General features: G+C 63.0%; 25 protein-coding genes. 2 read left to right on the top strand and 23 right to left on the bottom strand.

Annotated features, from left to right (window positions below):
- Window positions 1-18: 18 nt before the first annotated feature.
- The 16 genes from H512_RS0117965 to H512_RS26500 form a co-directional block, all read right to left on the bottom strand.
- A complete protein-coding gene (locus H512_RS0117965; RefSeq protein ID WP_026784629.1) occupies window positions 19-1,041 on the bottom strand; it encodes a metallophosphoesterase family protein in 1,023 nt (340 codons plus the stop codon).
- Window positions 1,042-1,244: 203 nt separating this feature from the next.
- On the bottom strand, window positions 1,245-1,673 hold the full coding sequence (locus H512_RS0117960) for a ribbon-helix-helix protein, CopG family (RefSeq protein WP_026784628.1): 429 nt from the start codon (window positions 1,671-1,673) through the stop codon (window positions 1,245-1,247).
- A 7-nt stretch (window positions 1,674-1,680) separates the two neighbouring features.
- Window positions 1,681-3,666 carry a conjugal transfer protein TraG gene (locus tag H512_RS0117955; RefSeq protein WP_026784627.1) on the bottom strand — a complete coding sequence of 662 codons (1,986 nt, stop codon included), beginning with the start codon at window positions 3,664-3,666 and terminating at the stop codon, window positions 1,681-1,683.
- 294 nt (window positions 3,667-3,960) lie between these two features.
- Complete coding sequence (locus H512_RS24740; protein WP_053240021.1) at window positions 3,961-4,821, bottom strand: hypothetical protein; 861 nt, start codon at window positions 4,819-4,821, stop codon at window positions 3,961-3,963.
- A gap of 273 nt (window positions 4,822-5,094) precedes the next feature.
- Window positions 5,095-6,834 carry a relaxase/mobilization nuclease domain-containing protein gene (locus H512_RS0117945; protein ID WP_026784626.1) on the bottom strand — a complete coding sequence of 580 codons (1,740 nt, stop codon included), beginning with the start codon at window positions 6,832-6,834 and terminating at the stop codon, window positions 5,095-5,097.
- 244 nt (window positions 6,835-7,078) lie between these two features.
- The gene (locus H512_RS24735) at window positions 7,079-7,795 is read right to left on the bottom strand and encodes a lytic transglycosylase domain-containing protein (RefSeq protein WP_053240020.1); all 717 of its coding nucleotides are present in this window, start codon (window positions 7,793-7,795) and stop codon (window positions 7,079-7,081) included.
- 4 nt (window positions 7,796-7,799) lie between these two features.
- Window positions 7,800-8,132, bottom strand: coding sequence for a DUF736 domain-containing protein (locus H512_RS0117935; RefSeq protein WP_026784625.1), 333 nt, complete (start codon window positions 8,130-8,132; stop codon window positions 7,800-7,802).
- A gap of 68 nt (window positions 8,133-8,200) precedes the next feature.
- Window positions 8,201-8,746 carry a S26 family signal peptidase gene (locus H512_RS0117930; RefSeq protein WP_026784624.1) on the bottom strand — a complete coding sequence of 182 codons (546 nt, stop codon included), beginning with the start codon at window positions 8,744-8,746 and terminating at the stop codon, window positions 8,201-8,203.
- Window positions 8,743-9,318 (bottom strand): DUF2840 domain-containing protein, encoded by a 576-nt coding sequence (locus H512_RS24730; RefSeq protein ID WP_053240019.1) that lies wholly within the window; start codon window positions 9,316-9,318, stop codon window positions 8,743-8,745. The genes H512_RS0117930 and H512_RS24730 overlap by 4 nt, the downstream gene beginning before the upstream one ends.
- A complete protein-coding gene (locus H512_RS0117920) occupies window positions 9,315-9,566 on the bottom strand; it encodes a ribbon-helix-helix protein (protein WP_026784623.1) in 252 nt (83 codons plus the stop codon). The genes H512_RS24730 and H512_RS0117920 overlap by 4 nt, the downstream gene beginning before the upstream one ends.
- Window positions 9,563-10,216, bottom strand: a complete 654-nt coding sequence (gene parA / locus H512_RS0117915; protein WP_026784622.1) for a ParA family partition ATPase — start codon at window positions 10,214-10,216, stop codon at window positions 9,563-9,565. Before parA ends, H512_RS0117920 begins: the two co-directional genes overlap by 4 nt.
- Window positions 10,213-11,373: a replication initiator protein A gene (locus H512_RS24725; protein ID WP_053240018.1), complete on the bottom strand. Its 1,161-nt coding sequence runs from the start codon at window positions 11,371-11,373 to the stop codon at window positions 10,213-10,215. Before H512_RS24725 ends, parA begins: the two co-directional genes overlap by 4 nt.
- Window positions 11,374-11,391: 18 nt before the next feature.
- Complete coding sequence (locus tag H512_RS0117905; protein WP_026784621.1) at window positions 11,392-11,673, bottom strand: helix-turn-helix transcriptional regulator; 282 nt, start codon at window positions 11,671-11,673, stop codon at window positions 11,392-11,394.
- A 140-nt stretch (window positions 11,674-11,813) separates the two neighbouring features.
- Window positions 11,814-12,314: a DUF2285 domain-containing protein gene (locus H512_RS26510; RefSeq protein WP_084798587.1), complete on the bottom strand. Its 501-nt coding sequence runs from the start codon at window positions 12,312-12,314 to the stop codon at window positions 11,814-11,816.
- Window positions 12,235-12,576, bottom strand: a complete 342-nt coding sequence (locus tag H512_RS27675; RefSeq protein WP_245585448.1) for a transcriptional regulator domain-containing protein — start codon at window positions 12,574-12,576, stop codon at window positions 12,235-12,237. The genes H512_RS26510 and H512_RS27675 overlap by 80 nt, the downstream gene beginning before the upstream one ends.
- Window positions 12,577-12,686: 110 nt before the next feature.
- Window positions 12,687-12,968, bottom strand: a complete 282-nt coding sequence (locus H512_RS26500) for a DNA -binding domain-containing protein (protein ID WP_084798586.1) — start codon at window positions 12,966-12,968, stop codon at window positions 12,687-12,689.
- A gap of 224 nt (window positions 12,969-13,192) precedes the next feature.
- Here H512_RS26500 and H512_RS0117895 point away from each other — a divergent pair, with 224 nt between their 5' ends.
- Window positions 13,193-13,438, top strand: a complete 246-nt coding sequence (locus tag H512_RS0117895) for a helix-turn-helix domain-containing protein (RefSeq protein WP_026784620.1) — start codon at window positions 13,193-13,195, stop codon at window positions 13,436-13,438.
- 83 nt (window positions 13,439-13,521) lie between these two features.
- On the opposite strand, the gene H512_RS0117890 is transcribed toward H512_RS0117895, so the two are convergent.
- Window positions 13,522-13,851 carry a DUF736 domain-containing protein gene (locus H512_RS0117890; protein ID WP_026784619.1) on the bottom strand — a complete coding sequence of 110 codons (330 nt, stop codon included), beginning with the start codon at window positions 13,849-13,851 and terminating at the stop codon, window positions 13,522-13,524.
- A gap of 583 nt (window positions 13,852-14,434) precedes the next feature.
- Complete coding sequence (locus H512_RS0117885) at window positions 14,435-14,875, bottom strand: hypothetical protein (protein WP_026784618.1); 441 nt, start codon at window positions 14,873-14,875, stop codon at window positions 14,435-14,437.
- A gap of 253 nt (window positions 14,876-15,128) precedes the next feature.
- On the opposite strand from H512_RS0117885, the gene H512_RS0117880 reads away from it, so the two are divergent.
- Complete coding sequence (locus H512_RS0117880) at window positions 15,129-15,491, top strand: MmcQ/YjbR family DNA-binding protein (protein WP_026784617.1); 363 nt, start codon at window positions 15,129-15,131, stop codon at window positions 15,489-15,491.
- Window positions 15,492-15,501: 10 nt separating this feature from the next.
- Here the strand turns inward: H512_RS0117880 and H512_RS0117875 are convergent, their stop codons facing one another.
- The 5 genes from H512_RS0117875 to H512_RS0117855 form a co-directional block, all read right to left on the bottom strand.
- Entirely contained in the window at window positions 15,502-16,428 is a 927-nt protein-coding gene (locus H512_RS0117875; protein WP_026784616.1) for a DUF2493 domain-containing protein, read from the bottom strand.
- 315 nt (window positions 16,429-16,743) lie between these two features.
- Window positions 16,744-17,781: a DUF7146 domain-containing protein gene (locus H512_RS0117870; RefSeq protein ID WP_026784615.1), complete on the bottom strand. Its 1,038-nt coding sequence runs from the start codon at window positions 17,779-17,781 to the stop codon at window positions 16,744-16,746.
- Between the two features lie 69 nt (window positions 17,782-17,850).
- On the bottom strand, window positions 17,851-19,971 hold the full coding sequence (locus tag H512_RS24720; protein WP_036792515.1) for a ParB/RepB/Spo0J family partition protein: 2,121 nt from the start codon (window positions 19,969-19,971) through the stop codon (window positions 17,851-17,853).
- 170 nt (window positions 19,972-20,141) lie between these two features.
- Window positions 20,142-21,335 (bottom strand): hypothetical protein, encoded by a 1,194-nt coding sequence (locus H512_RS0117860; protein WP_026784614.1) that lies wholly within the window; start codon window positions 21,333-21,335, stop codon window positions 20,142-20,144.
- 221 nt (window positions 21,336-21,556) lie between these two features.
- Window positions 21,557-21,749, bottom strand: a 193-nt coding sequence (locus tag H512_RS0117855) for an integrase core domain-containing protein (protein WP_026784613.1), incomplete at its 5' end; no start/stop codon positions are given.

Below are 21,749 nucleotides of genomic sequence, written 5' to 3'. Positions count from 1 at the left end.
GGCATATTTCATCACCTGCTAGATCAGGAATGGCGCTCCGGGCATGCTCATGTGCTGGACGACCGCCCAGTCCTGCTCGAATGGATACCGATCGAGCATCTTGCGCTCGATCTCAAATCCCCCAAACTCACTCCACTCCATCACGCCGTAGTTGCCGACGTTCACGTTTCGGAACCTGTCCCAGCCCTGTAGTTCATTCCCTTTGGACTCTACAAGCAGGCGTATGTCGAGCGCCGCCATGTTGATGAACCGGACACCCTTGAACATGGTGTCGGCAAAAACGTGCCTGTGGCCAAACAGGAATAATGGCACCCCCTTGAACTCGTCGGCTATTGCCGGCATCCGCTCATGCGTCACGACGATAGTCTGCGACGCTGGCGCGGCAGACTGCTGGATCATCTCTGCAAGCGCGCGCCGGTTTTCCGCGAGGATGGTCGCCCTGACAGCCCACCGCTCGTTGACAAAATCCTGATAGGGCTCAGACTGTTCGATCTTGTCGACAGACGCTCGAAGCTTGTGCACGCGCGCATCGCGTTTCTGTTCGAGCGCCTCAGTCTTGGCACGCGCCAACGGCCGCTTTCGGCCACCGCGCAACTCTTCCAGTAGGCTTGCGAACTCGGTCTCAATCTCCGCTTTGGCCACCTTGAACGCCTCCTCGGCGTCTGCCTTGGACTTGACGATTTCCGCGTGCCTGTCGTCGACCTGCTTGTACAGGCACTCACCGATCGGGTTGCGCCCCCAATGGGTCGGGCAGCCGCTGAAACCGATAAAGGACAGCGGTCCGCACGCAAAAGACGCCAGATGGAGGTGGTGGCAGCCTACGCCGAAATTCTCATCATAACCGAGGCGGTAGTCCCAGTTGCCATAGACATAGAGCACTGGGCACGCGAAGGTTGCCAGAAGTCCCAACGTCTCCGCGGCGGTCTTTGACCCGATATCACCGGCGACGACGATTGCATCGAAGCGGTTCTGTTCAAGGTTACGCAACTGGTGAACCGCAGTTACGTTGTCGTGGATGTCGGAGACAAGGAGAAATCGCATGTTGCCGCAACTCAGACGAGAAAGAAAACGACACTTCCTCAATCTTCCACTGACTACGCGCCAGAGCAATGTTTCGCGAAAGAAAAGGGGGCAAGACCGGTCGCCCATGAAGAATTGTACATCGGCATGATCATGAGCCCCTGTCGCTATATGTAATATCACCGATTCGGTGGCCGATCGGGTCGCAGCGCCCTCGCCTCGCCCTATTCCTTTGGTGTCGAAACATCCTCGGCGATTTCCTGCCGCAGCTTCGGCCCCTTGGCCAAGCGTCGGCCGAGCGCGGCGACGAAAGCGTCGTAGCGCGCGCCGGCCTGAGCGCGAGCGGCCTGCGCGGCGGGTTCGGGTAACGTCGGCGTGGTGGCGAGCCAAAAGCGCACGAACACAGCGAGCATCTCCACCGAGATGCCGACGTCGCGCTCGAGGCGAGTCATGCGGCGGTCAAGTTGGTCAAGCCGCTTGGCGATGGCGGCCTCCTGCCGTTCGACCGCATCGGGCGAGAGGAAGGATTCGATCGCGGCTTCCGCGATCAGCGAACGCGACTGATCGCGCCGCGCGGCGTGTTCTGCCAGCCCGCCCATCACAGTGGGATCGAGATAGACCGAGAGGCGCTGTTTGCGGGTGGACTTCGTCATCGACGCCTCACAGATCCATACCATCGCCCGGATCAAGCGAAACCTGGCGGGCTACGCCCTGCATGATGGTGCGCAGGCGGCTGTTGCGGACAGCGTCATCCTCGGCTTCGTCGATCACATCGATCTCGAATTCGTTGTCGATCGGCACCTTCCTCTCGACCGGCTTCACGCGGTTGAGTTCTGGCTGCCGGCGCCGCTCGGATTCGGTCGGATCGTCATCATTGCTCTCAGACGCCAATTTCACCTCGGCGAGTGGCAGGCCTGGCGGCAGAGGCAACGTCGTCCAGTCGTCGGGTCGACCTTGCTTCGGTGCGGCAAGCGCAGGCGGTGGCAGGATGCGTCCCTTGAAGCGGGTGTCTTCGTAGTATCGCGCCTTCTTCGCTCGGATCGGCGGTGTGCCGGCGAGCATGACGATTTCGTCGCTCGGCGGAAGCTGCATGATTTCGCCGGGCGTGAGCAGGGGTCGCGCCGTCTCCGAGCGCGACACCATCAGGTGGCCGAGCCAGGGCGACAGCCGGTGCCCGGCATAGTTCTTCATCGCCTTCATCTCGGTCGCGGTGCCGAGCGCGTCGGACACACGCTTGGCGGTCCGCTCGTCATTGGTGGCGAAGCTGACGCGGACATGGCAGTTGTCGAGGATCGAGTTGTTCGGCCCGTAGGCCTTCTCGATCTGGTTCAGCGACTGTGCGATCAGGAAGGCTTTGAGACCATAACCCGCCATGAAGGCGAGAGCAGATTCAAAAAAATCGAGCCGGCCGAGCGCAGGAAACTCGTCAAGCATGAGCAACAATCGGTGGCGATTGCCCTTGGCCTGCAGATCCTCGGTCAGGCGTCGGCCGACCTGGTTGAGGATCAGGCGGATGAGCGGCTTGGTGCGGTTGATGTCGGACGGCGGCACGACGAGGTAGAGCGTGGTCGGCTGCTTACTGCCGACGATATCAGTGATGCGCCAGTCGCAGCGGCGCGTCACCTCCGCGACCACGGGATCTCGGTAGAGGCCGAGGAACGACATGGCGGTGGAGAGCACGCCCGACCGCTCGTTGTCCGATTTGTTGAGCAACTCGCGCGCAGCACTGGCGATGACGGGATGCGGTCCGGCCTCGCCGAGATGCGCTGTCTTCATCATGGCGGCCAACGTGGACTCGATCGGCCGTTTTGGGTCTGAGAGGAAGGCGGCGACGCCAGCCAGCGTCTTGTCCGCCTCGGCGTAGAGGACATGCAGGATCGCGCCGACGAGAAGCGCATGCGACGTCTTTTCCCAATGGTTCCGCTTCTCGAGGCTACCTTCCGGGTCGACCAGGATATCGGCGATATTCTGGACATCGCGGACCTCCCACTCGCCCCGCCGCACCTCGAGCAGCGGATTGTAAGCTGAGGATTTCGCATTTGTGGGATCGAACAGCAGCACGCGGCCGTGCCGGGCGCGGAAGCCGGCAGTGAGCTGCCAGTTCTCTCCTTTGATATCGTGGACGATCGCCGAGCCCGGCCAGGTGAGCAGCGACGGAACGACAAGGCCGACGCCCTTGCCGGATCGCGTCGGTGCGAAACACAGCACGTGCTCTGGTCCGTCGTGGCGGAGATAGTCGCGATGGTAGCGGCCGAGTACGACGCCATCGGCGCCAAGCAACCCTGCAGACTTCACTTCCTCCGTAGCTGCCCAGCGCGCCGAACCGTAGGTTTCCACCTTCTTCGCTTCACGCGCCCGCCAGACCGACATGCCGATTGCCACCGCCACGGCGATGAAGCCGCCGGACGCGGCAATGTAGGCGCCTTCGACGAAGATCGATGGCGCATAGGCGTCGAAGGAATACCACCACCAGAAGAACGACGGCGGCAGGTAGAATGGAAAGCCGAACAGCCGGAACCAGGGCAGCCCGAGTTCCGGCTGGAAGGCGAGGCGCCAGCCGACCCATTCGGTCGCACCCCAGACGCAGGCGAGAACGATGGACAGGACGACGAGGACCTGACCCCAGAGAATTTTCGTAGCGGACACGACTTTTTCTCCTTCTGGAGAAGAAGGCGGGGGGATATGCCGTGAAACTCAAGCAAAACTAGCGCGACGAAACGGGTTCTCGTGCTGTAGCGTGCAAAAACAGGCCATGGCGCACGACGACACCTTCGCGTTGTGTCTGGTCAGACGGTCGCGTTGGGCCGTAGACGACCTTCGAAGTGTCGTCAATAATGTAAAGATGGGCGACTATTTCTCGATCCGCTTTCGGAAAATTGACCAAAAAGATCGAGAGGTTCAGCGGTATTGAACGAAGTATCAACTCACGTTCGACGGTACTTACCCCACGGTCACGCTGCCGCCTGTAGTATCGTCATCTTCGAGTAACGGTTGGGCTGCCGGCAGAATAGGCAGCTTCGCAGCGACATCACTGGCGAAAAGGTGGCACGCCATCGCGATTTCAAAAAAGTCTGACGCCAATATTACGACGGGTTCATCGAGCGCGTACGTGCGGCTCCGGGTGACGCGGTGAATATAGATAGGAACATCCTCGCCCTTGCCAAACGGGGTATCCGATTCACGCGTATCAATCACCTCGCCAGGCAACAGCTCGATTTCAGCATCACCACGACGATAGAACATGCGGAGGCGTGGAAAGCTAAGCGTCATTGTCCCGGTATCGTCCACATCTCGTGCGCCTACGCGCCCACCACGATGCTCCAGGCAGTTTCGCGCTTTTTGCAGCGACAGGAATTCAGCATCGAACACCATAGGTGCGGTAAGCCCGGCGTTCACGTCTTCTAGTAGTTTTGGGAACACAAGCTTTGCGGCGGTAGCGCGTATAGCGGCAATCTCTGCTTCGATCTCCGCAAGCATTGTTAAGTTCGGCTCACGCTTTATCATCGCTAAATAAAAGACGGCTTCCTCCAACGTCTCGCGTATGCCGCGTGCCAAGTCCTGAAAGCCTTTACCCAAGATCCAGTTTTGGAACGTCACGCGACGTTCTTCGTCGCTCATTTCAAGTCCAGTGAACTGATAACCCAAAGGCCCGCCTTGCATTTCGGGTGGCGAAAGATCGTCATTCGCAAGCGCGCGCAAGGCAGTCGCTACCACCTGGGTCGCGATAATAACCGTTCGCTGAGCCGGCGCGGCAACGCCATTCGGGTTCAGCGTGATTTGAAGAGCCGGCGGTTCGCTCATTCACTTTCGCTCTGTCGGTCCAATCGTATTTCGTACAGGTCAGCCGTTCCCAGTCGCTTTGGTCGATCAAGTTCCCGGGTAACATATCATGACATCGACAACGGGACACGCTTGAGGACATGCTAAAAACTGAATTGCAATCATTCAACATAGCGCTGTCGCGCCCGATCTCCTCTTTCGGGGCATAGGGAGAAATCGTTCCAAGACCAGTTTGGGTCGAAGCAAGTCGTCGTACCGATCTCGGCTTCATCTCGAAAACAGTATAGCGAAGCATCACAGACCCAATCCGCGTTTGCGGCCAAAGCTCCAGTCGATACCACCGTCGTCGCGGGCGACGCCGGAGACATGACGGCCGAGCTGCTTTTCGAGAGACGGCGTCCAGGGGACGAGCTGGAAACCAAGGCCATCGTCGATCATGGCGAAGCGGCCGGAGGCCAGCGCGAAGCGCCGGCGGTAGGAACCGGCGACATAGTCGCCGTCGCTCGCTCGGTTGAACTGCTGTCCGGACTCAACGGCGAGCTTTTCGCCCAGCGCCTCCAGTTCCCGACTTCGCAACGTGCCGATCAGGTTGCGGCTGAAGGTGACACGCTGGCCGTGCCGTTCGGCAAAGCCCTGTTCGACGAGGTGATCGGCGCGGCGGTCCATCGCTTGTCGCACCTCGGCGCCGAAACCGCCATCTGAGAGCGCGACCGGCTCGCGGGCGATGTTCTGGCGATCGAGCCAGGTGGCGCCCGATGCCGTTACCTGCTGGTCGATGTCGAGATCGGAGCGGACGGCGAGCGCGACGCGGCGCTGTCCCTTCGCATCCTCGAACTTGCGCAGTTCGACGATGGAGCCCGGCGCGCTGTCGCCAGCGGCATCGAGATCGAGGAGTTTGACGTGGTGGGTGCGGCCATCAACGCCGTCGACCACGGCATAGGCGGTCCCTTTCAACTCGTCGTCGAGGCCGCGATCGACCAGCCGGCCGATGATCGGCGTATCGAGACTCTCTGCAGCGAGCACATAGCTTGCCGATCCGCGCTCGATGCCACGTTCGGTCAACGCCCGGTGCATCCGCTTGATGATGTCGCCCCGCTCGCCGAGTTCGCGCAACGTCGCCTCGGCCTTGTCGTCGATCATCCATTGGCCAGGACCAACCTCGACGGCGAGGCCTAGGGCTTCCAGCTTGCGGAGTCGCCCGACCTTCAGGGCATGGAATTCGTCAGGCTGTTGGCCAGCAATCGGCGCCATGTCGATAACGCCAGTTTCGCGGCCGTCGCGAACGAGCTGGCGATCGAGCTGCGTCCAGCGCTCGGCCTCAACCTGGCGATCGAGATTGCGGCAGATGTCGAGATCGGTGCGCGGTCCCAGTTCCCGTGTGACGAGATCGGCGGCGCGGGCGCGCATCCCTTCCTTGATGTAATCGCGCGAGATCACGAGATCCTGGCCGCCGTCAGTTCGGCCGCGCAAGATGATGTGGACGTGCGGATTGTCAGTATTCCAGTGATCGACGGCGGTCCAATCGAGCTTCGTGCCGAGGTCCGTTTCCATCTGCCTCATCAAGTCGCGAGCGAAGCCCTTGAGGTCTGCCATATCCACGGCGTCCTCGGGCGAGACGATGAAGCGGAAATGATGGCGGTCCTCTTCGGTGCGCCCGGCGAAGGCCCGACCATCCACGTCGTCGTTTTCCGGCCCGAACAGGTGGGCCGTCTCCCCGTCACGGGTGACGCCCTCGCGGCGCAGATAGTTGAGATGCGCCGTCAGCGGCGTGGCGCGTGCGTGATGGCGCACCACCCGCGTCTTGATGATGACGACACGAGAGCGGCCTGTCAGCAGGCGGTTGGCGCGGACACTGGCCGTGCGTCCGCGACCGAAGGTCGAGCGGTTGCCGGGGCTGATCCGTCCCGAGCGCGAGACACGAGCGCCGGCCTTTTGAGCGGCGGCGAGCGCCTGGGCGATGAAGGGCCGCGCGCGCTGTGCACCGGACGAGCGGATACGGCCTGGACGAATGCGAAACTCGTCGTCGCCGCTCATGGCTCGGGCTCCGCACATCGCATCAAGCATAAGAAATCAAAAGGAAAACAGCGGAGCGGCGAGGTGCGCGAAAACGCCGTACCTCGCGAAATCGACTCATAACCCCTTGAAACAACACGACCGACCGACGCCGCACCTCGCGGCCTTTTATCTCGCCATCCTCCGGTCGTGTCGCCCGTGATCCGCCTTAGCGCACTCCATGAAACGCCAAAGCCCGCAATGGTACGATCGAGAACCAATGCGCTCATCGCCCTGCCCCTCCAGCGGCCCGGGCGATGAATAGATCACCCGACTGCGGCACGATGGCAGAAATATCGCGCATGGTTGACGTGGCCAGCGCATCGTTCGGCAGACGCCCGGCCGGCGCGGAATCGACAACCGGCTTGCGGTCCGGCTGCACGATGAACAGTGACGCGCTGATCCATGCGAACGGATCCGCTGCCGCAATGATGGTGGCGCCAGCATCACCATCGCCGTCGAGGTTCGGCGCGACGGCGTCAACATAGGTGCGAGTTTCTGCTGGAAGCAGACGGCCCTTCAGCGACGCCTCGTAGCGGCCGGGACCGGCATTGTAGGCGGCGATCCAGCCGGGCGATCCGTAGCGGTCGAATAGCTCGCGGATATAGGCGGCGCCAGCGATGACGTTGTCGTGTGGGTCATAGGCGTCATCGCCAAGACGGTATCGGATGCGCAGTTCCGCCCATGTCTCCGGCATGATCTGCATAAGCCCCATCGCGCCCTTCGGCGAGGTGGCGCGCGGATCACCGTCGCTCTCAGTACGCATCACCGCCCTGATCCAGGTAGCGGGAAGCTCGAAGCGCTGCGCCGCCTCGGCTATGTGCTCGCCGAAAACATCGCGCTGCGAGGGGCGACTGACGGTCGAGGGTTCCGCGGAGGTCGAAACCGGAAACACGCAGACGAAAGACAGGCCGGAAAGGAGAAGAAGGACCACTCGGCGCATGGCGTCAGTCCTTCCCGTCGCGCTTCTGCGGCCGGTTCCAGTGTAGCGACCAGGCGCTGCCGCCGTCGTTGTCACGAAAGAGGTTGGCGCGGATCGGCTGCGCCAAAGTGGGATCGTCGATGATCAGTGCGACGAATTCTCCGGCGCGCTCGCCAGTGCGCTTCCATCCGGCGCCAGCTTCGGGACCGTCTTCGCTGTCGATATGGATGCGGTAGTCGGGAGCGTTTTCGGTGTCGGATGGCTCGATCGGAACGACGGCGAGTTCGACGTCGAGGCCGATGGTGCGGACATGCCCGGTGAAGCCCGATTTGCTGCGCGTGAACTGACCGATCTGCATCGAGACCTCCTGGTAGATGATGGGAAAGGAGCAATCGGCGAGCACCGCGCCCGCCAAATCCGAGACGGTCAGCGTGTCGCTGCGCGCCAGGCAAAGCGGCCGTCGCCAGCTTCGTCGGTGTAGAGCGGCGTCGCCTTGCCGATGACGGCGCGTGCCGGGATCGGGCCGAAGTAGCGGCCGTCCAGGCTGTCGCGGACCGAGGAGTTCATGAGAAAGAGGTCGCCGTCCGCGATGCGCTCGCATCCTTGCCAGACCGGCAGGTCTCGGCCCAACCGGTCGCGGTCAAGCGCGTCACCGAACGGCACGGCATCAACGGTGATGGTGCGGCCGGTGCGGCAGACGTCCTGCCCCGGCAAGGCGGCGACATGCTTCAAGAGCGGCACGCCACGGCCGATATAGCCGCGCTCCACCATGTAGTCGGCAAGTGGCTCATCCGGCATGACTGCAACGAGATCGGTGATCTCGAGACGGTCCACGGGCTCTATGCGATAGAGCCCAATCGGCACGCTGGAAGAGACGTTCCAGACGAACCGAAGCGAGGTCGGAACGAAGGCGGCGATGGCGACGCCCATCGTCGTGAAATACGTCACCATGACGTAGCCGAAGCGGCTCATCGCGTTCGCCCCTCCGAAAGCTCTGCCGGAGCTTTCGGTCCGCTTTGCGGACCGGGGCCCACCTCCCTTCGCTTGAGCCACGCCTGATGGCGCGCAACAGTATAGGCGCGCGGCACCTCGCCGACGCTCAGGCGATTGGCGACGTGCCGCCAGTGATCGGGCGCGACTTCCTGAGGTTGGATGCCAGCGGCCTCCACGGCGTCGATGTGGCGGAGCACCTGTTCGATCTTCGGCCAGCCTTCGATCTTGAGCAGGATGTCGCCGCCGGGACGCACAAAGGGCAGCGTCTGGTAGGGCTCTCCGGGTTCGACGGCACGCACGATGTCGATGCGCGAGATGAGCGTGCCGAAGTCGTTGGCGGCCCAGCGGACGAAGGCGAAGATGCTGCCAGTACGGAAGGAGAGAACACGGCGGTGACGATCGAGCACCTGTTCGCGCGCAGGGCGGCCGAACCTGATCCAGTTCTCAATGCGCTTCTCCACCCAGGTCAGTTCGACGTAGGTGAGGTCGTCGGAGGCATGGGCGATCGGCACGGGGCCGATGTGCACGCGAGCGGCCGCGTTGCCGGTCATGAGGGATCTCCTGAGTTCAGGGGGAATTCGCGCGCGAACAGTTCGCGCAGCATGTCGGCGACGGTGACACCGCGCTGAAACGCGGCGATCTTGATCCGGCCGCGCAGGTCCGGTGTCACGTCGATGGTCAGCCGTGCGGTGAAATCGCCGGCATGCCCATCACGCGATGACGTCTCGGCGGCTTTGATCCAGTGCTCGGGATCGGCAGGCCGAGCGGCGAAACCCCTGCGGGTCGGACGCTCGCTCATCGGACTGTCCTCCCGATACCGAGCCGATCGATCTCGTCCACCAGCGCCGCGATCTCGCGCGCGGCGGGCGTATCGCCGTCGAGTTCTGAGGCCAGCCGCCCCGACTGCGCGGCGACCGCGAAGGCAACGCGCTGACCGATGGTGCTGCCGAGCACCGGCGGATCGTGCTCGGCCAATGTCTCCGCCGTCTCGCGAGCGAGCACAGTGCGGGCGCCGCAACGATTGAGCACGAAGCGCGCGGCCAACTCCGGCCGGTAGATGCGCGCCTCGGTGATGAGCGTCAGCATCTCGGCCGAGGCCCAGCCATCGAGCGGTGACGGCTGCACCGGGATCAGCACGAGGTCGGCGGCAAGGAGTGCCGAACGCATCAGCCCCATCACACGCGGCGGCCCATCGATGACGACATGATCGGCATCCCGCGCCAACTCCGGCGCTTCCCGATGCAGCGTGTCGCGCGCCAGACCGACGACGCCGAACAGGCGCGGCAGGCCCTCGTGCTCACGCTGCTGCGACCAGTCGAGCGCTGAGCCCTGCGGATCCGCGTCAATCAGAGTGACGCACTTTCCCCTCCTGGCCCATTCGCCGGCGAGGTTCAACGCCAGCGTCGTCTTGCCGACGCCACCCTTCTGGTTGAGGAGCGCGACAATCACGGCGCTTCTCCCGAACGGTCATCGGAAGAAAAGTGTGGGCCGCCAGAACTGTCAGGTGCCGGAAAGCCGTCTTTACGGAAAATCGCATTGGAGCTGGTGTTGTTGGGCTGCCTGATGGGCTCTTTCTGCTTGTCTCTTTCGAGGTTCTGCACATCGCGCGCGCGCTCAACAGAGTTAGAGTCTTTGTTAGACTCTAAGTTAAGGGCGCGATTTTTCTTTTGAGATCCGTGTGTTGCACCCTGTTTGCGTTCCCGATAGCACGATGCGGGTGTTCCCGATGGCACGATACTCGGCGTTCCCGATAGCACGAGACTATTCACAGCCTGTCCACAGGGTGGCGTCGGCTCGAAGGCAAGCAGCAATCGGCCGCCGATTTCCACCTCGAGAAACAGGGTGTAGCCGGGCAACGGCTGGCGACGAATGATGTCCCGCAGTTCGAAGGCAAAGCGCCGGAAGGGCGACAGGCTGCCGGACTTCTCGTGCAGATGCCGGAAGTCAAAACGCCAGCCATCGCGCTGACGGCCGCCATGCTTGCGTACGATCCGATAGAGCCAGCGGTCGAGGCCGCCCGTCAGGTCGAAGTAGACGCGATCAATGGTGAGGACCAAGGCGTCGTCGAGCACCGCCCGGTAGAACCAGTCCGGCACGATCATCTCGAGGCCGTCTGGCTTGCCGTTGCGGTCAGTGCGCTCCTTCCACTCGTTGATCCAGGAGAAGCGATGACGCCGGCCTTCGGCGGGCTGCCGGATCGAGGTGCAGACGGTGGTGGACTGGAGCCGGTCGAGAGCGGCCTTCAGGCGCTGATAGTCGCGCAAAGAGGTACCGCGGCCGATGAACGCAAGGATTTCATAGGGCGTGGCGACCATCAGGCGCGAGGTGCGGAGCCCCGCGTCGCGTGCCTCGACGATCTGGCTCGCCGCCCAGATCAGGATGTCGGCGTCCCAGATTGTCGCCATGCCGTGATGGGGCACGGCCTCGACACGGATCGTTACGCTGCCGGCGGCAAAATCGATCGGTGCGACGCGATGCGACTTTGAGAGGGAGAAGAATGGATAGGCCATGAGATCCTGCGCATCTCGTGGCGCGAAGTCGCCGGGGAGCGCCCGGAACAAATCAAGTTGTCCGCGCTCCGAGGGGGAGCGATGCCGCGCCACCATTTGGGAATCCGCCTGCGGTCAGCGCGCGTAGCGGCTGGGCTGCGGCACGGCAGGCAGCGTCTGGCGCTTGGCCGGCAGGACACTGCCGCGCGGATCGGAGGTCGACGTGACAGCCCCGCGCTCGGCCCAGGCCTGGAGGTCGTCGACGGCGTAGACGACACGGCCGCCTAGCTTCTTGTAGGCGGGGCCGGTCCCATAGGTCCGATGCTTCTCAAGGGTTCGGGCGGAGAGGCTGAGAAATACGGCGGCTTCCTTGGTGCGCAGGAAGCGCGGCGGGAGCACGGCGAGATCGGGTCGCATGGATCGGCCTTTCATGGTGTTTGCTGAAGCCGTCGGCGGACGACGGCTGACAAGGGCCACGATGGCGAAGCGGAGCCGGCAAGGTGCAGTGCGAATTTGAGGAGGGCCAAGATCGCACACCGGGGAACACGCCCGGCGGATCAGGGCCGCCGGCGATGACGCAGGAGACGGCGATAGCCACCCGCAGTCATGGCATGGGCCTCCCGCAGCAGCGACATCACGGCATAGCGAACCGAGGACGCCTGCCAGGCGTCACGGTCGAGGGACCCTATACGGAATAGTACCTCGCCGATCTCTCGGTGCGTCGCTCCAGCACGCTGACCGTCGAAGGCCCGGAGCGCTCGACTTAGTCTGGTCCGCTGCTGGCGGGTCAGACGCGTGTCCGGTGGAATGGCCCGGTTGTGGAGCGACGCGAGAAGGCGGTGGATCGCCTCGATCCGGTCAAAACCCTCAAGACCGAGCGGCACGACTGCGACGAGCTTCGCCGATGGCGGTTCACCGAGCCGTAGTATCTGAATACGGCTACTGCGGCTGAGATCGTGAAAACCATGAACCCCGTCGCTATCGATAAGCGAACCTGCGATCTCTATACTTGGTGCGTTGCTGCCAGCCAATGGGGTTGGCGCCGGCGCGAGAACCACGACGCTGCTGTCCTCCTCGGGAAGCCAGAAGACCTGAGCTGCGGGAAGGTCGAGCGCTGGATCGACCGGAAAACATCAGCCCCCAACGCTGTCGGATGCGATCCGTCAACGTTTGGGGGTCAACATCCTTATCTGCAAGTGTCGCGAAATCCCGGTCGTAGGCTTCGTTGCGGCGGAGCCATTCCCAGGCAAGTTCGGAAGCGGTCAGATCCTCGAAGCGATCATAGATCTCCGAGGAGCGCCATTGGGATGCGTCGGGCATCAAGGTGGTACTCCCCCACACAGCGAAGTGTTGCAAGAGGAGGACACGATTCCCGGACTGGTTGCTTTATGGAAGTTCGGTAAACAGCATCAGGTGATGCCGCCTCAGCATCACTCGGTCGGCGGCCGCTGTCCTTCCTGGACGAGTTCACGGTAGCCCTGTTCAGTCATCCAGCGGGCACGAGCCAGATGCGTGTCATAGATTTTGCGGCAGCGGTCTGAGTTCGCTTCAGGATCGAAGCCGAACAGTACCTGTACGACTTCTCTCCAATCGGCACCATCCCGCGCGGAATCAAGTAGCCGCATATACAGCACCATGTGCTTACGGTCGTAATCCGTAAGGCTTTCGCTGGTCGGCGGTTCATCGAAGAAAGCGGGCGCTTCATGCGTCATGGGGGATACCGTAGAAAACGAACAGACATTGATAAACCGATTAAGCCACTGTCAATCTACTAATCGAGCCTCGTCCGAAAGTCGGTGAATTTCGGACGAGCGAAGCGCAACCGCCACCTCGCCCTTGGTAGTTGGACCAAACATAGGCGTGCGATCGTTTCGCGATGCGCTTTGTCGAGAATACTCCGTGGTGAAATACTCTACAAGGCGCTGCTCTCTCGATCATGGAGATCCGAGAGGTTTTGGCGCTCAATCTGAGATCCCTGCGGCAAGCTAAGGGGCTGTCGCAGGAAGAGTTGGCGCATCAAGCCGACATTGATCGCACCTACATCAGCGCGCTTGAGCGAAGCGTGTACAACGCAAGCATCGACGTAGTCGACCGGCTAGCGAGAGTGTTGGGCGTCGAAGCAGCAGAATTGCTTCGGCGACCGCAGAGCAATTCCAAACTTGATAGCCGCGATAACCCGTAGGCTAATCACATTCGCCGGTGGCCTTTGTGGCTGCGCCAAAAGCGGCGACCCCGGCCACTCCGGCCGGGGCCTTGCTCGGGGTGTCAGTCGCCCCGACGCCCGTTGGGGCGGGACCAGATCAGCGAGAAGGTCTCGCCGTCTTCGTCGTCCACGAGGTTGGCGTAGATCGGGGCGTTGAAGCTCGGATCGTCGAGCTTGAGACCCAGATAGGGACGGTCCTCGTTGGCGGAGCGCTTGGACCAGGCGGCTCCGATCTCGGCGCGACCGACCAGTACGCGGTGGCTGGGGGCGTTTTCGCCGGTGGAGCGCAGGTCGGGGACGATGCGCACGCCCTTGGCCTGGACGCTGAGGGTAACGATGTCGCCGGTGAACTCGTTCGAGCCGGTCTTCTTGAAGGTGCCGATGGTCGCCATTTTCAAATCTCCGTTTTCCGTTTCCGAGCCCGCTCCATGCGGCCTCGATGGCGATCGACAGGCCGGAGGCGACCGACGCCGCACCCTTGAGGGCCGAAGCGTCAGCGGAGGACGGCGCGAGAGGGACTTTCTTGTCTCGCAAGGAATGCGAATCCGTTCGCAGGGGAAGAAAGTCAGGACGCGCCGTTGCGGCATAGGCGGTCGAGGCGAAGCCGGCCTTCGGCCAGATCAGCCCAATGAAGAGGCCGTTTGGAGCGCTCGCTGAACGGAGGCAGGACGGAGATGATGGCGGTGCCTCGCTCCCGGCACAGGAGACATGAACGATCCATTACTGGCATCGTCTTCCCTACCGGCAGGCTTGGATGTGCATCGACCTCGCCCCGTCATCTACCCGGAACGCTCACCGCTGCATCACGGCGGTTTTGCCGGGATCTGGCAGGCCACTGGTTCTGGCCACTCCACGAGGACCGCGCGTCTCGGGTTATGCCCGTTCCGATGTCATCGCCGCTCAGCCACCGCTTCTACGACAAAGCTGATATGCTCGCTGCCAGTTCTGGTTCTCCAACGGAACAGAGGGGGATGGTCAGTTGCGAGCGAGGCCTCGGCCGGAGTGGTGGGCCGTCGCCATGCCCGCAACCCGCAGGAACGCCGTGATGCCGACCACGACCGCGCCGATGATGGAGAAGACGATCTGCCAGGTCTCGGACGGCATGGTGTGCTTCACGATGCCATGGACGGCGTGGTAGCCGGCGATGGCCGCCGGTGCGACGAAGATGAGCACGATCGCCAACTTCGCCCACATCGGGCGCACCATCAGAAGCAGGAATTGGCCAATACCCAACATGAGGCCACCGCCTATCACGCCGACGACAATGGCGCCGAGCCAGTCTGCGCCGGTGTGATAGGCCCAGACGCCAGCGCTGATGCCTGCGAAGAACGGCAGCGCGAAGACGGCCAGCGTAAACAGCAGCCAGCAGAAAACGCCGATGGCCGCGATGCTGATGAAAATGCCGAGAAGGATCATGGTGGTGCCTTCCCACAAGAAAAGTTCTGAGGGTCGCGCCTTCCACCACCACCGCGGCGCGAAGCAGAACATAGCAAGAAACCAGGATCGCCGGGAGTGGAAACCGGCAAGGGTTTCTGCCCCGGCCGTGACGACCTTTGCCCCGTCATGGGGCGAGTTGGTATTGTCGATCCCGGACTCGGCGTGCGTAGGAACCGGCTACCGGCAGCGCATGCTGAGCCCATTGAACGTGGCTCGGGCGGAGACAGCGTGCATGACCTACGAAGAGTACAACGCGTTCTGCGGTGCGCTGCCGGCGACGAGCTATGTGGTCCAGTGGGGTGGATCGCATGTCTGGAAGGTTGGCGGGAAGGTCTTCGCGATCGGCGGATGGCAGGGTAACGAACCGGGCTTCACCTTCAAGGTGAGCGACATCGCCTACGAAATACTCAAGGAGCAGCCGGGACTGCGTCCCGCGCCTTATCTTGCGTCCCGGGGGATGAAGTGGATCCAGCACTTCGCCAAGCCCGGCCTCGATGACGATGCGTTGCGCGACTATATCCGCGCGTCGCATTCCATCGTCTCGAAGGGATTGTCGAAGAAGAAGCGGATCGAGCTTGGGCTGGCTGTGCCATAGTCGGTGGCGCTCACGCGCCACCATTACCGAACCGGTAGACCGGAATGCCGAGCTTCTTGGCCTTGTCGGCGAGGTTGTCCTGAATGCCGGTGCCTGGGAAGACGATGACGCCAATCGGCAGGACGGCCAGCATCTGGTCGTTGCGCTTGAACGGTGCCGCCTTGGCGTGTTTCGTCCAGTCGGGCTTGAAGGCAACCTGAGGCACCTTACGATGGTCGGCCCAGCGGGAAGCGATCTTCTCGGCGCCCTTCGGCGAGCCGCCGTGCAGCAGGACCATTTCGGGATGCTTGGCATGGACCTGATCGAGCTTGGCCCAGATGAGGTTGTGATTGGTGCTGTCGCCGCCGGAGAAGGCGATCTTCGGCCCGGCCGGTAATAGGACTTCGGTCTCGGCGCGGCGCTTGGCGGCGAGAAAATCGCGACTTTCGATCATCGCCGCAGTCATGTTGCGATGGTTGACCATTGAGCCGGTGCGCGGCCGCCAGCTTGATCCGGTGTGACGCTCGAAGTGATCGGCGGCTTGATCGCGCATCAGTTCGAAGGCGTTGCGGCGTTCGATCAGAGTCTGGCCCTCGGCGGTCAGGCGTTCCAGTTCGACCGATTTCACCTCGCTGCCGTCCTGTTCGTGCTGGCTGCGGCGCTGCGCCTGTTCGTTGTCGTCCAGTTCGCGTTCGATCCGGCCGGTGGCGCGGTGAAAGAGATTGACGGTCGACCACAGGAGATCATCGAGGTCCGACTCGAGGCGGGTGTCGGCGAGCGTCGAGATCAGGGCGTCGAAGATGTCGGCGATGGCACCGGCGACATGATTGCCTTCGGGCAGTGCCCGGGGATCGGGTTCATCCTCAAAGGGGCGGTAGCCGTAGAGCTGAAGCTCCTGCAGAATGTGGTCGGTCGGGGAAGAGCCGTGGTGAGGCTCAAAGTCGTCGTGCTCGCTCATGGGATGCTCCATCGGATGGACCGCGACCGTCGCGGCCTTCATGGCGACAAAGCCCACGGCCGGGACGGCCTTGCACCCGGACGCGAAGCGTTGGGGCCGAAGCGTCAGCGGAGGATGGCAGAGGCCGGCTATTTTGCCTCGCGATGGAAAGCGACCCACAGGCCGCGCCGGAAAATAGCCGGCCGCCGCCATTGCCGGGTCGGCCCGGCCGTGGGCCGATCGCCCTCTCGAAGGCCGGGGCGCGGTCCTCTCCAATGGTTGGTGCATTCGGGCGGGCATGATAGCGACGGCTCTCACCGCCTTCGCCGTTTCCGTTCACGCTGCCTGCATCATGAAGCGGGCGACGTCCTGTGGGGCGAGTTGGACCCGGATGTTGGCCCGGAGGGCGTCGATGCCGAGGTGGACGAGATCCTCGTTGAAGTCCCCGAACTTGGGCGAAAGCACGATCGCCTCGATCCCGGCCACGTTCGCCCGTTCGATCAGGCTATCGCGCGCGCCATCGCCGGCCGGATCGTTGTCGCGGATGATGTAGAGGCGGCGAAGTGACGTTGAGAACAGGATGGCGGCGAGATGGGCTGCGGAAAGAGCGGCCGCCATCGCTATGCCGGGAACCACCTGACGAACCGACAGGACGGTCTCGATGCCTTCGCCCGCCGCCATGACTTCGCCGGACATACCGAAGCGGACGGCGTGCCCGAGGAGATCGCCGATCGCTTTCCGCTGCGTGTCGATTGGTGCCTTGTCGGAACCGTCGGGTGCGAGCCAGGTGCGATGCGCGCCGGTAATCCTGCCGTCGAGATTGGTGACGGCGGCGATCATCGCCGGCCAGACTTCGGTCGGGCTGTGCTCATCGGGCCGATAATAGCAGCGGGGATGAAAGCGGAGGTTTCCGGTTGCGTGCAAAGCCGTAATGCCGCGATGGCGCAAATACGCTTCCACGAGCGTGCCGCCGATTGGCTGCGACATGGCGAACAGCCGCTGCGCCGCTTCTGCCGAGCCTGACGACGCCGGCGTGCTGGCGTGCCATCTCCGCGTCAGCTCCGGTTCAGGATGCGGCAAGCTGAGGAAGCGCCTGGCTTCTTCCACGACATCGGCGAAATCGACGAGGCCGAGGGATTCCCGGATAACGTCGAGCAGATCGCCACGCTCGCCGGTGGCGGCGTCGGTCCATTTGCCAGCCGGACCTTTGGGTGAATCTTTCAGCCGCACGAACATCGAGCGGCCGGGTGTGTTGCGCACCTCGCCAACCTGCCAGTAGTTGCCCTGGCGCCGGCCGGCGTCGAGATAGTGCCGACAAACTGCCTCGGCGTGGTCTGCAAGGAGGCGGGCCAGATCATGCGGTTTCTCCACCATGATGCACTTCCAAAAGAAAAGGCCCGCCATTGCTGACGGGCCAGTGGTCGCGGGGTTTCCTGGGTTGGGTTACTCGGCCGCCAGCGCTGGGTGCGCTCCGTCGGCCACATCATCCTCGTCCATAGTCTCATCTTCGCCCATGGCCAATTCACCGCCGCTTGCCACCGTCTCCACGACAGACGAGTCCGCAACCGGGATGCGCAACTGTTCCGGCAACCAGCCGGTGTCGGCCAGCAAGCGCTCCGCCTCCTTGGCCATGTCGCCCTTCTTCAAGTGGTCGATGAGTTGCGCGGCCCGTTCGTCGGCACCTTCACGGACAGCTTGAAGGATACGCGCCTTGGTGACGCGGCCGAGATAGTTGTCGACGGTCGGCCGCCATCCGGCCTCCACCATGTCGAGTTTGGTCGCCCGCGCCAGCCGGTCGGCCTGCGAGAGACGGATTTTCAGCCCGTGCTCGCTGACGCCGGAGCCACCGTAGGGGTTCGGCCGTTCGTAGAGCGCGTTGACGCCATAGCTGACGCAATGGGCGAGCAACTCCATGCGGTTGTCATAACCAAGCGCTGCAAGCCAATCCCACAGGGCGTCGTCATCGGCCGGAATGGCGTCGCTCCAGCGTTCGTACCGATCGGCGACGGACTTTGCCGAGGCGCTGTCCTTCAACTCTTCCGTCTGGGCGGGGAAGAAGACGTGCCGGACACTCGCCTCGAGCGCGCCTGTCGCCGGGCGGTGCAGGAAAGTGTCCGACACCAGCTTGTGCAACAGGGCTGTCATGGCGACCTGCGGATGGTTTGCCACCGCATCCCGCAGCGCCAGCGTACGATGCGCGGTCAACTCGGCGACGAGCCGATCAGGCAGCGGCCGAGTGCCATCCTCTTCCTCCTCCTCGGGCTGAGCAGGTTGACCATCGATAGAGATGACGGCGCGCGGGATGGCGGGAGCGGCGGGTTCGACGATCTCGCCGTCCATCATGTTCTGTATGTCGCTGGCCTCGGGCTCAACCGGCCGTTCGTCCTCGGGATGGACATAGCCACGGTCGATCGACAGCGAACCGTCTGCATCGATGGTGACGAAGGCGCCGGCGATGGCGATTTCGGCCGGGTCATAGCGGACGGGTCGAGTGTCGAGCGCTTCCATTGCCGTCTCGATCTCGCCGAGACGCTGGTCAACGTCCTCGGGCAGCTCTTCGGTGCTCTCGTAGTCTTCGGACAGGCGATTGTATTCGGCCTGCAAGGCGGCGCGCGTCGCCTTTTCCTCTTCGGTCATGTCGAGCGGCGTGCCGGAAAGTGAGCGCAGGCCGTGAGTGACGCCATAGGGAATGCTGACGGCGGCCTCGACCCATTTCCAGCCTTCGCCGGTGATCTCATCGGCGATTGTCTTCAGCTTCTCTGCGACCAGGCGGTCGAGCAAACCAACATCCTGAAGCCAACCGCCATCGTCGGACTGGAACAGGTCGCGCAGCACGATGCCGCCGGCCGCTTCATAGGCATCGATGCCGACAAAGACGGCGCGTTTGTCGGACGCGCGGACCGTCGTCTCGGTCAACATGCGCCGGATCTGCCACGGCTCCTTCTGCCAGCCATTGCCGATCGTCTCCCAGACCTGTTCCTGGCGGTGGTGATCCGGCGAGACGGTGAAGGCCATCAGCATTTCCAGCGTCATGCCGTCGTCGGCGTAGATGCCGAGCAGCTTGGGTGAGGCAGAAGCAAGGCGCAAACGCTGCTTCACGACGTTGACGCCGATGAAGAAAGCGGCGGCGATCGCCTCTTCGGTCATGCCCTTGTCGCGCATGGCCTGAAACGCCCGGAACTGGTCGAGGGGATGCAACGGCGCACGGTCGATGTTCTCGGAGAGTGAAACCTCGTCGACCAGGATGTCGCTCGCCGCATCGCCGACGACACAGGGCACGGGCGTTGTCTTGGCGAGACGCTTCTGCTTGGCGAGCAATTCCAGCGCGCAGTAACGGCGGCCACCAGCGGGCACCTCGAACATGCCGGTCTCCTTACCCTCGGCGTCGAGGACGGGCCGGACATGCAGGGACTGAATGAGGCCGCGGCGTGCGATGGATTCGGCCAGTTCCTCGATCGATACGCCAGCTTTGACGCGCCGGACGTTCGACTGACTGAGCACCAGCTTATTGAAGGGGATGTCGCGCGACGATGCGAGGGTAATCTTCTGAATGGCAGTTGCCATGGAACTTACTCCGTGACGGACGCCGAGAGCCTCTCTCTCGAACCAAATCCGTCACGAAGCGAAGCGCCGCCCTCTTCCTCTGAGGACGGCGTTACAATGCCGGAAAGACGGAAAGGCACGAAGGCACCGAACCGGAGATACAGAAAGCCGCATCTCCGGTTCGGCGGGTTTCAGGCAGCGCGGTCGAGCAGCTTCTTCGCCTTGGCCTCCATGTCGAGGCGGGCGTCCTGATGCGGCTTGTCGCGGGCGGCGGCGGTAATCCCCTGCACAAAATCAAAGATGCTGGTTGGTGGATGTCCCTCCTCGGCGAACACGGTGTCGATGATCTTCGCGGTCTCGGTCTTCGAGAAGCCGCGCCGGCGCAGGAAGTCACTGCGGTCGTCATCGGTCTTCGCCACGACCCGCTCGCGCGCCGCCTTTATGCCGTTGACGAAGGGCATCGGCGAGGAGTTGGCGAAGTTGAGGAGCGCCGGTGCTGCCTCGTGAGCAAAACGCGAGGCGGCGTATTTCGAGTGGCGGATGGTGACCTCCTCGAAATCCTCCACACCCCAGAGATTGCGATTCTGGCACACGGCACGAAGATAGAAGCTCGCCATGCCAAGTGTCTTGGCGCCGACTTCCGAGTTCCAGCAATAGAAGCCCCGGAAATAGAGGTCGGGCGAGCCATCGGGCAGCTTGCCGGCCTCGATGGGATTGAGGTCATCGACCAGGAACAGGAACACGTCGCGATCGCTGGCATAGAGCGTCGTGGTGTCCTTGGTAATGTCGACGCGGGGATTGTAAATGCCGGTCGACCAGTCGAGGACGCCAGGGATCTTCCAGCGCGTGTCGCCGGTGCCGTTGCCGGCAATGCGCTGCACCGACTCGACCAACTCGTGGTCGTAGATGCGTCCATAGTCCCGGCCGGTCACGGCGCGCAGTTCGACACGGCCGTCGTCGGTTTCGAGCGTCTTGATCTGCTCGCCGCGGTGCGTGCTGAGGCCGTATTGCAGATTGATGCCGGCGAGCGCCGCCGGGAGCTGGCGCAGATAGGCTGCCGGTGCACCGACCTGGCTCGCGAGTTGGCCGAAGCTCCAGTGTGTCGGCACGGCCGGCACCTCGGCACCCGGCAGAATCAACGACAGGCGCTCGTCGTCGGTGCGGCTCGCCTCGACACGGATGAGGTCGGTCTCGACCACGCGGGTCCGGCTGCGTTCCGTCCGATCTCGCACCGCATGGCCCAGATCGCCGAGCGAAAGGAAGCGCTCGTCATCGGGCCTGGAGAACCACTCTGACGACACCCGGCCGAGCCGTTCGCCGCGTGTCACGTCCACCTTATAGCCCCCGCTCACGGCACGGCGGGCATCCAGCATCTGCATATTCATGGACCAATCTCCACGACAGGCACTGAAGACCTTCTCTCCGACCCTTACCTGTCACGAAACTCCGACCTGCCTCTTCAGAGGTGGCCCCGATTGTTTGGACAGCGCCCCGCGGAATTTGAGTGGATCTCACGCCGGGGTGTCGACTGCGGGGCTTCGCGATTTCATCACGGCGTCGGGAGGGCGTAGCCCGACCAGAGCCGTGATGAAATCGCGGGCGGCGATCAGGCGGCCTCGGCCATCTGTCGCCCGCCGAAGTAGGCCTCGTCGGGTGTGCTGCCGTCAAGGCTCGAATGTGGCCGTCCGGAATTGTAAAAGCCGATGTAATTCGAGATCGACGATCTTGCGTCTCGAACGCTTTCATAGGCCCTCAGGTAGACCTCCTCGTACTTGATCGATCGCCAGAACCGTTCGACG

It is taken from the genome of Pleomorphomonas koreensis DSM 23070 (genome assembly GCF_000425185.1).
In the GTDB taxonomy this organism is placed as follows: domain Bacteria; phylum Pseudomonadota; class Alphaproteobacteria; order Rhizobiales; family Pleomorphomonadaceae; genus Pleomorphomonas; species Pleomorphomonas koreensis.
Note: the sequence above shows the minus strand (reverse complement) of the source record. Positions and strands in the feature narration are given on the sequence as shown.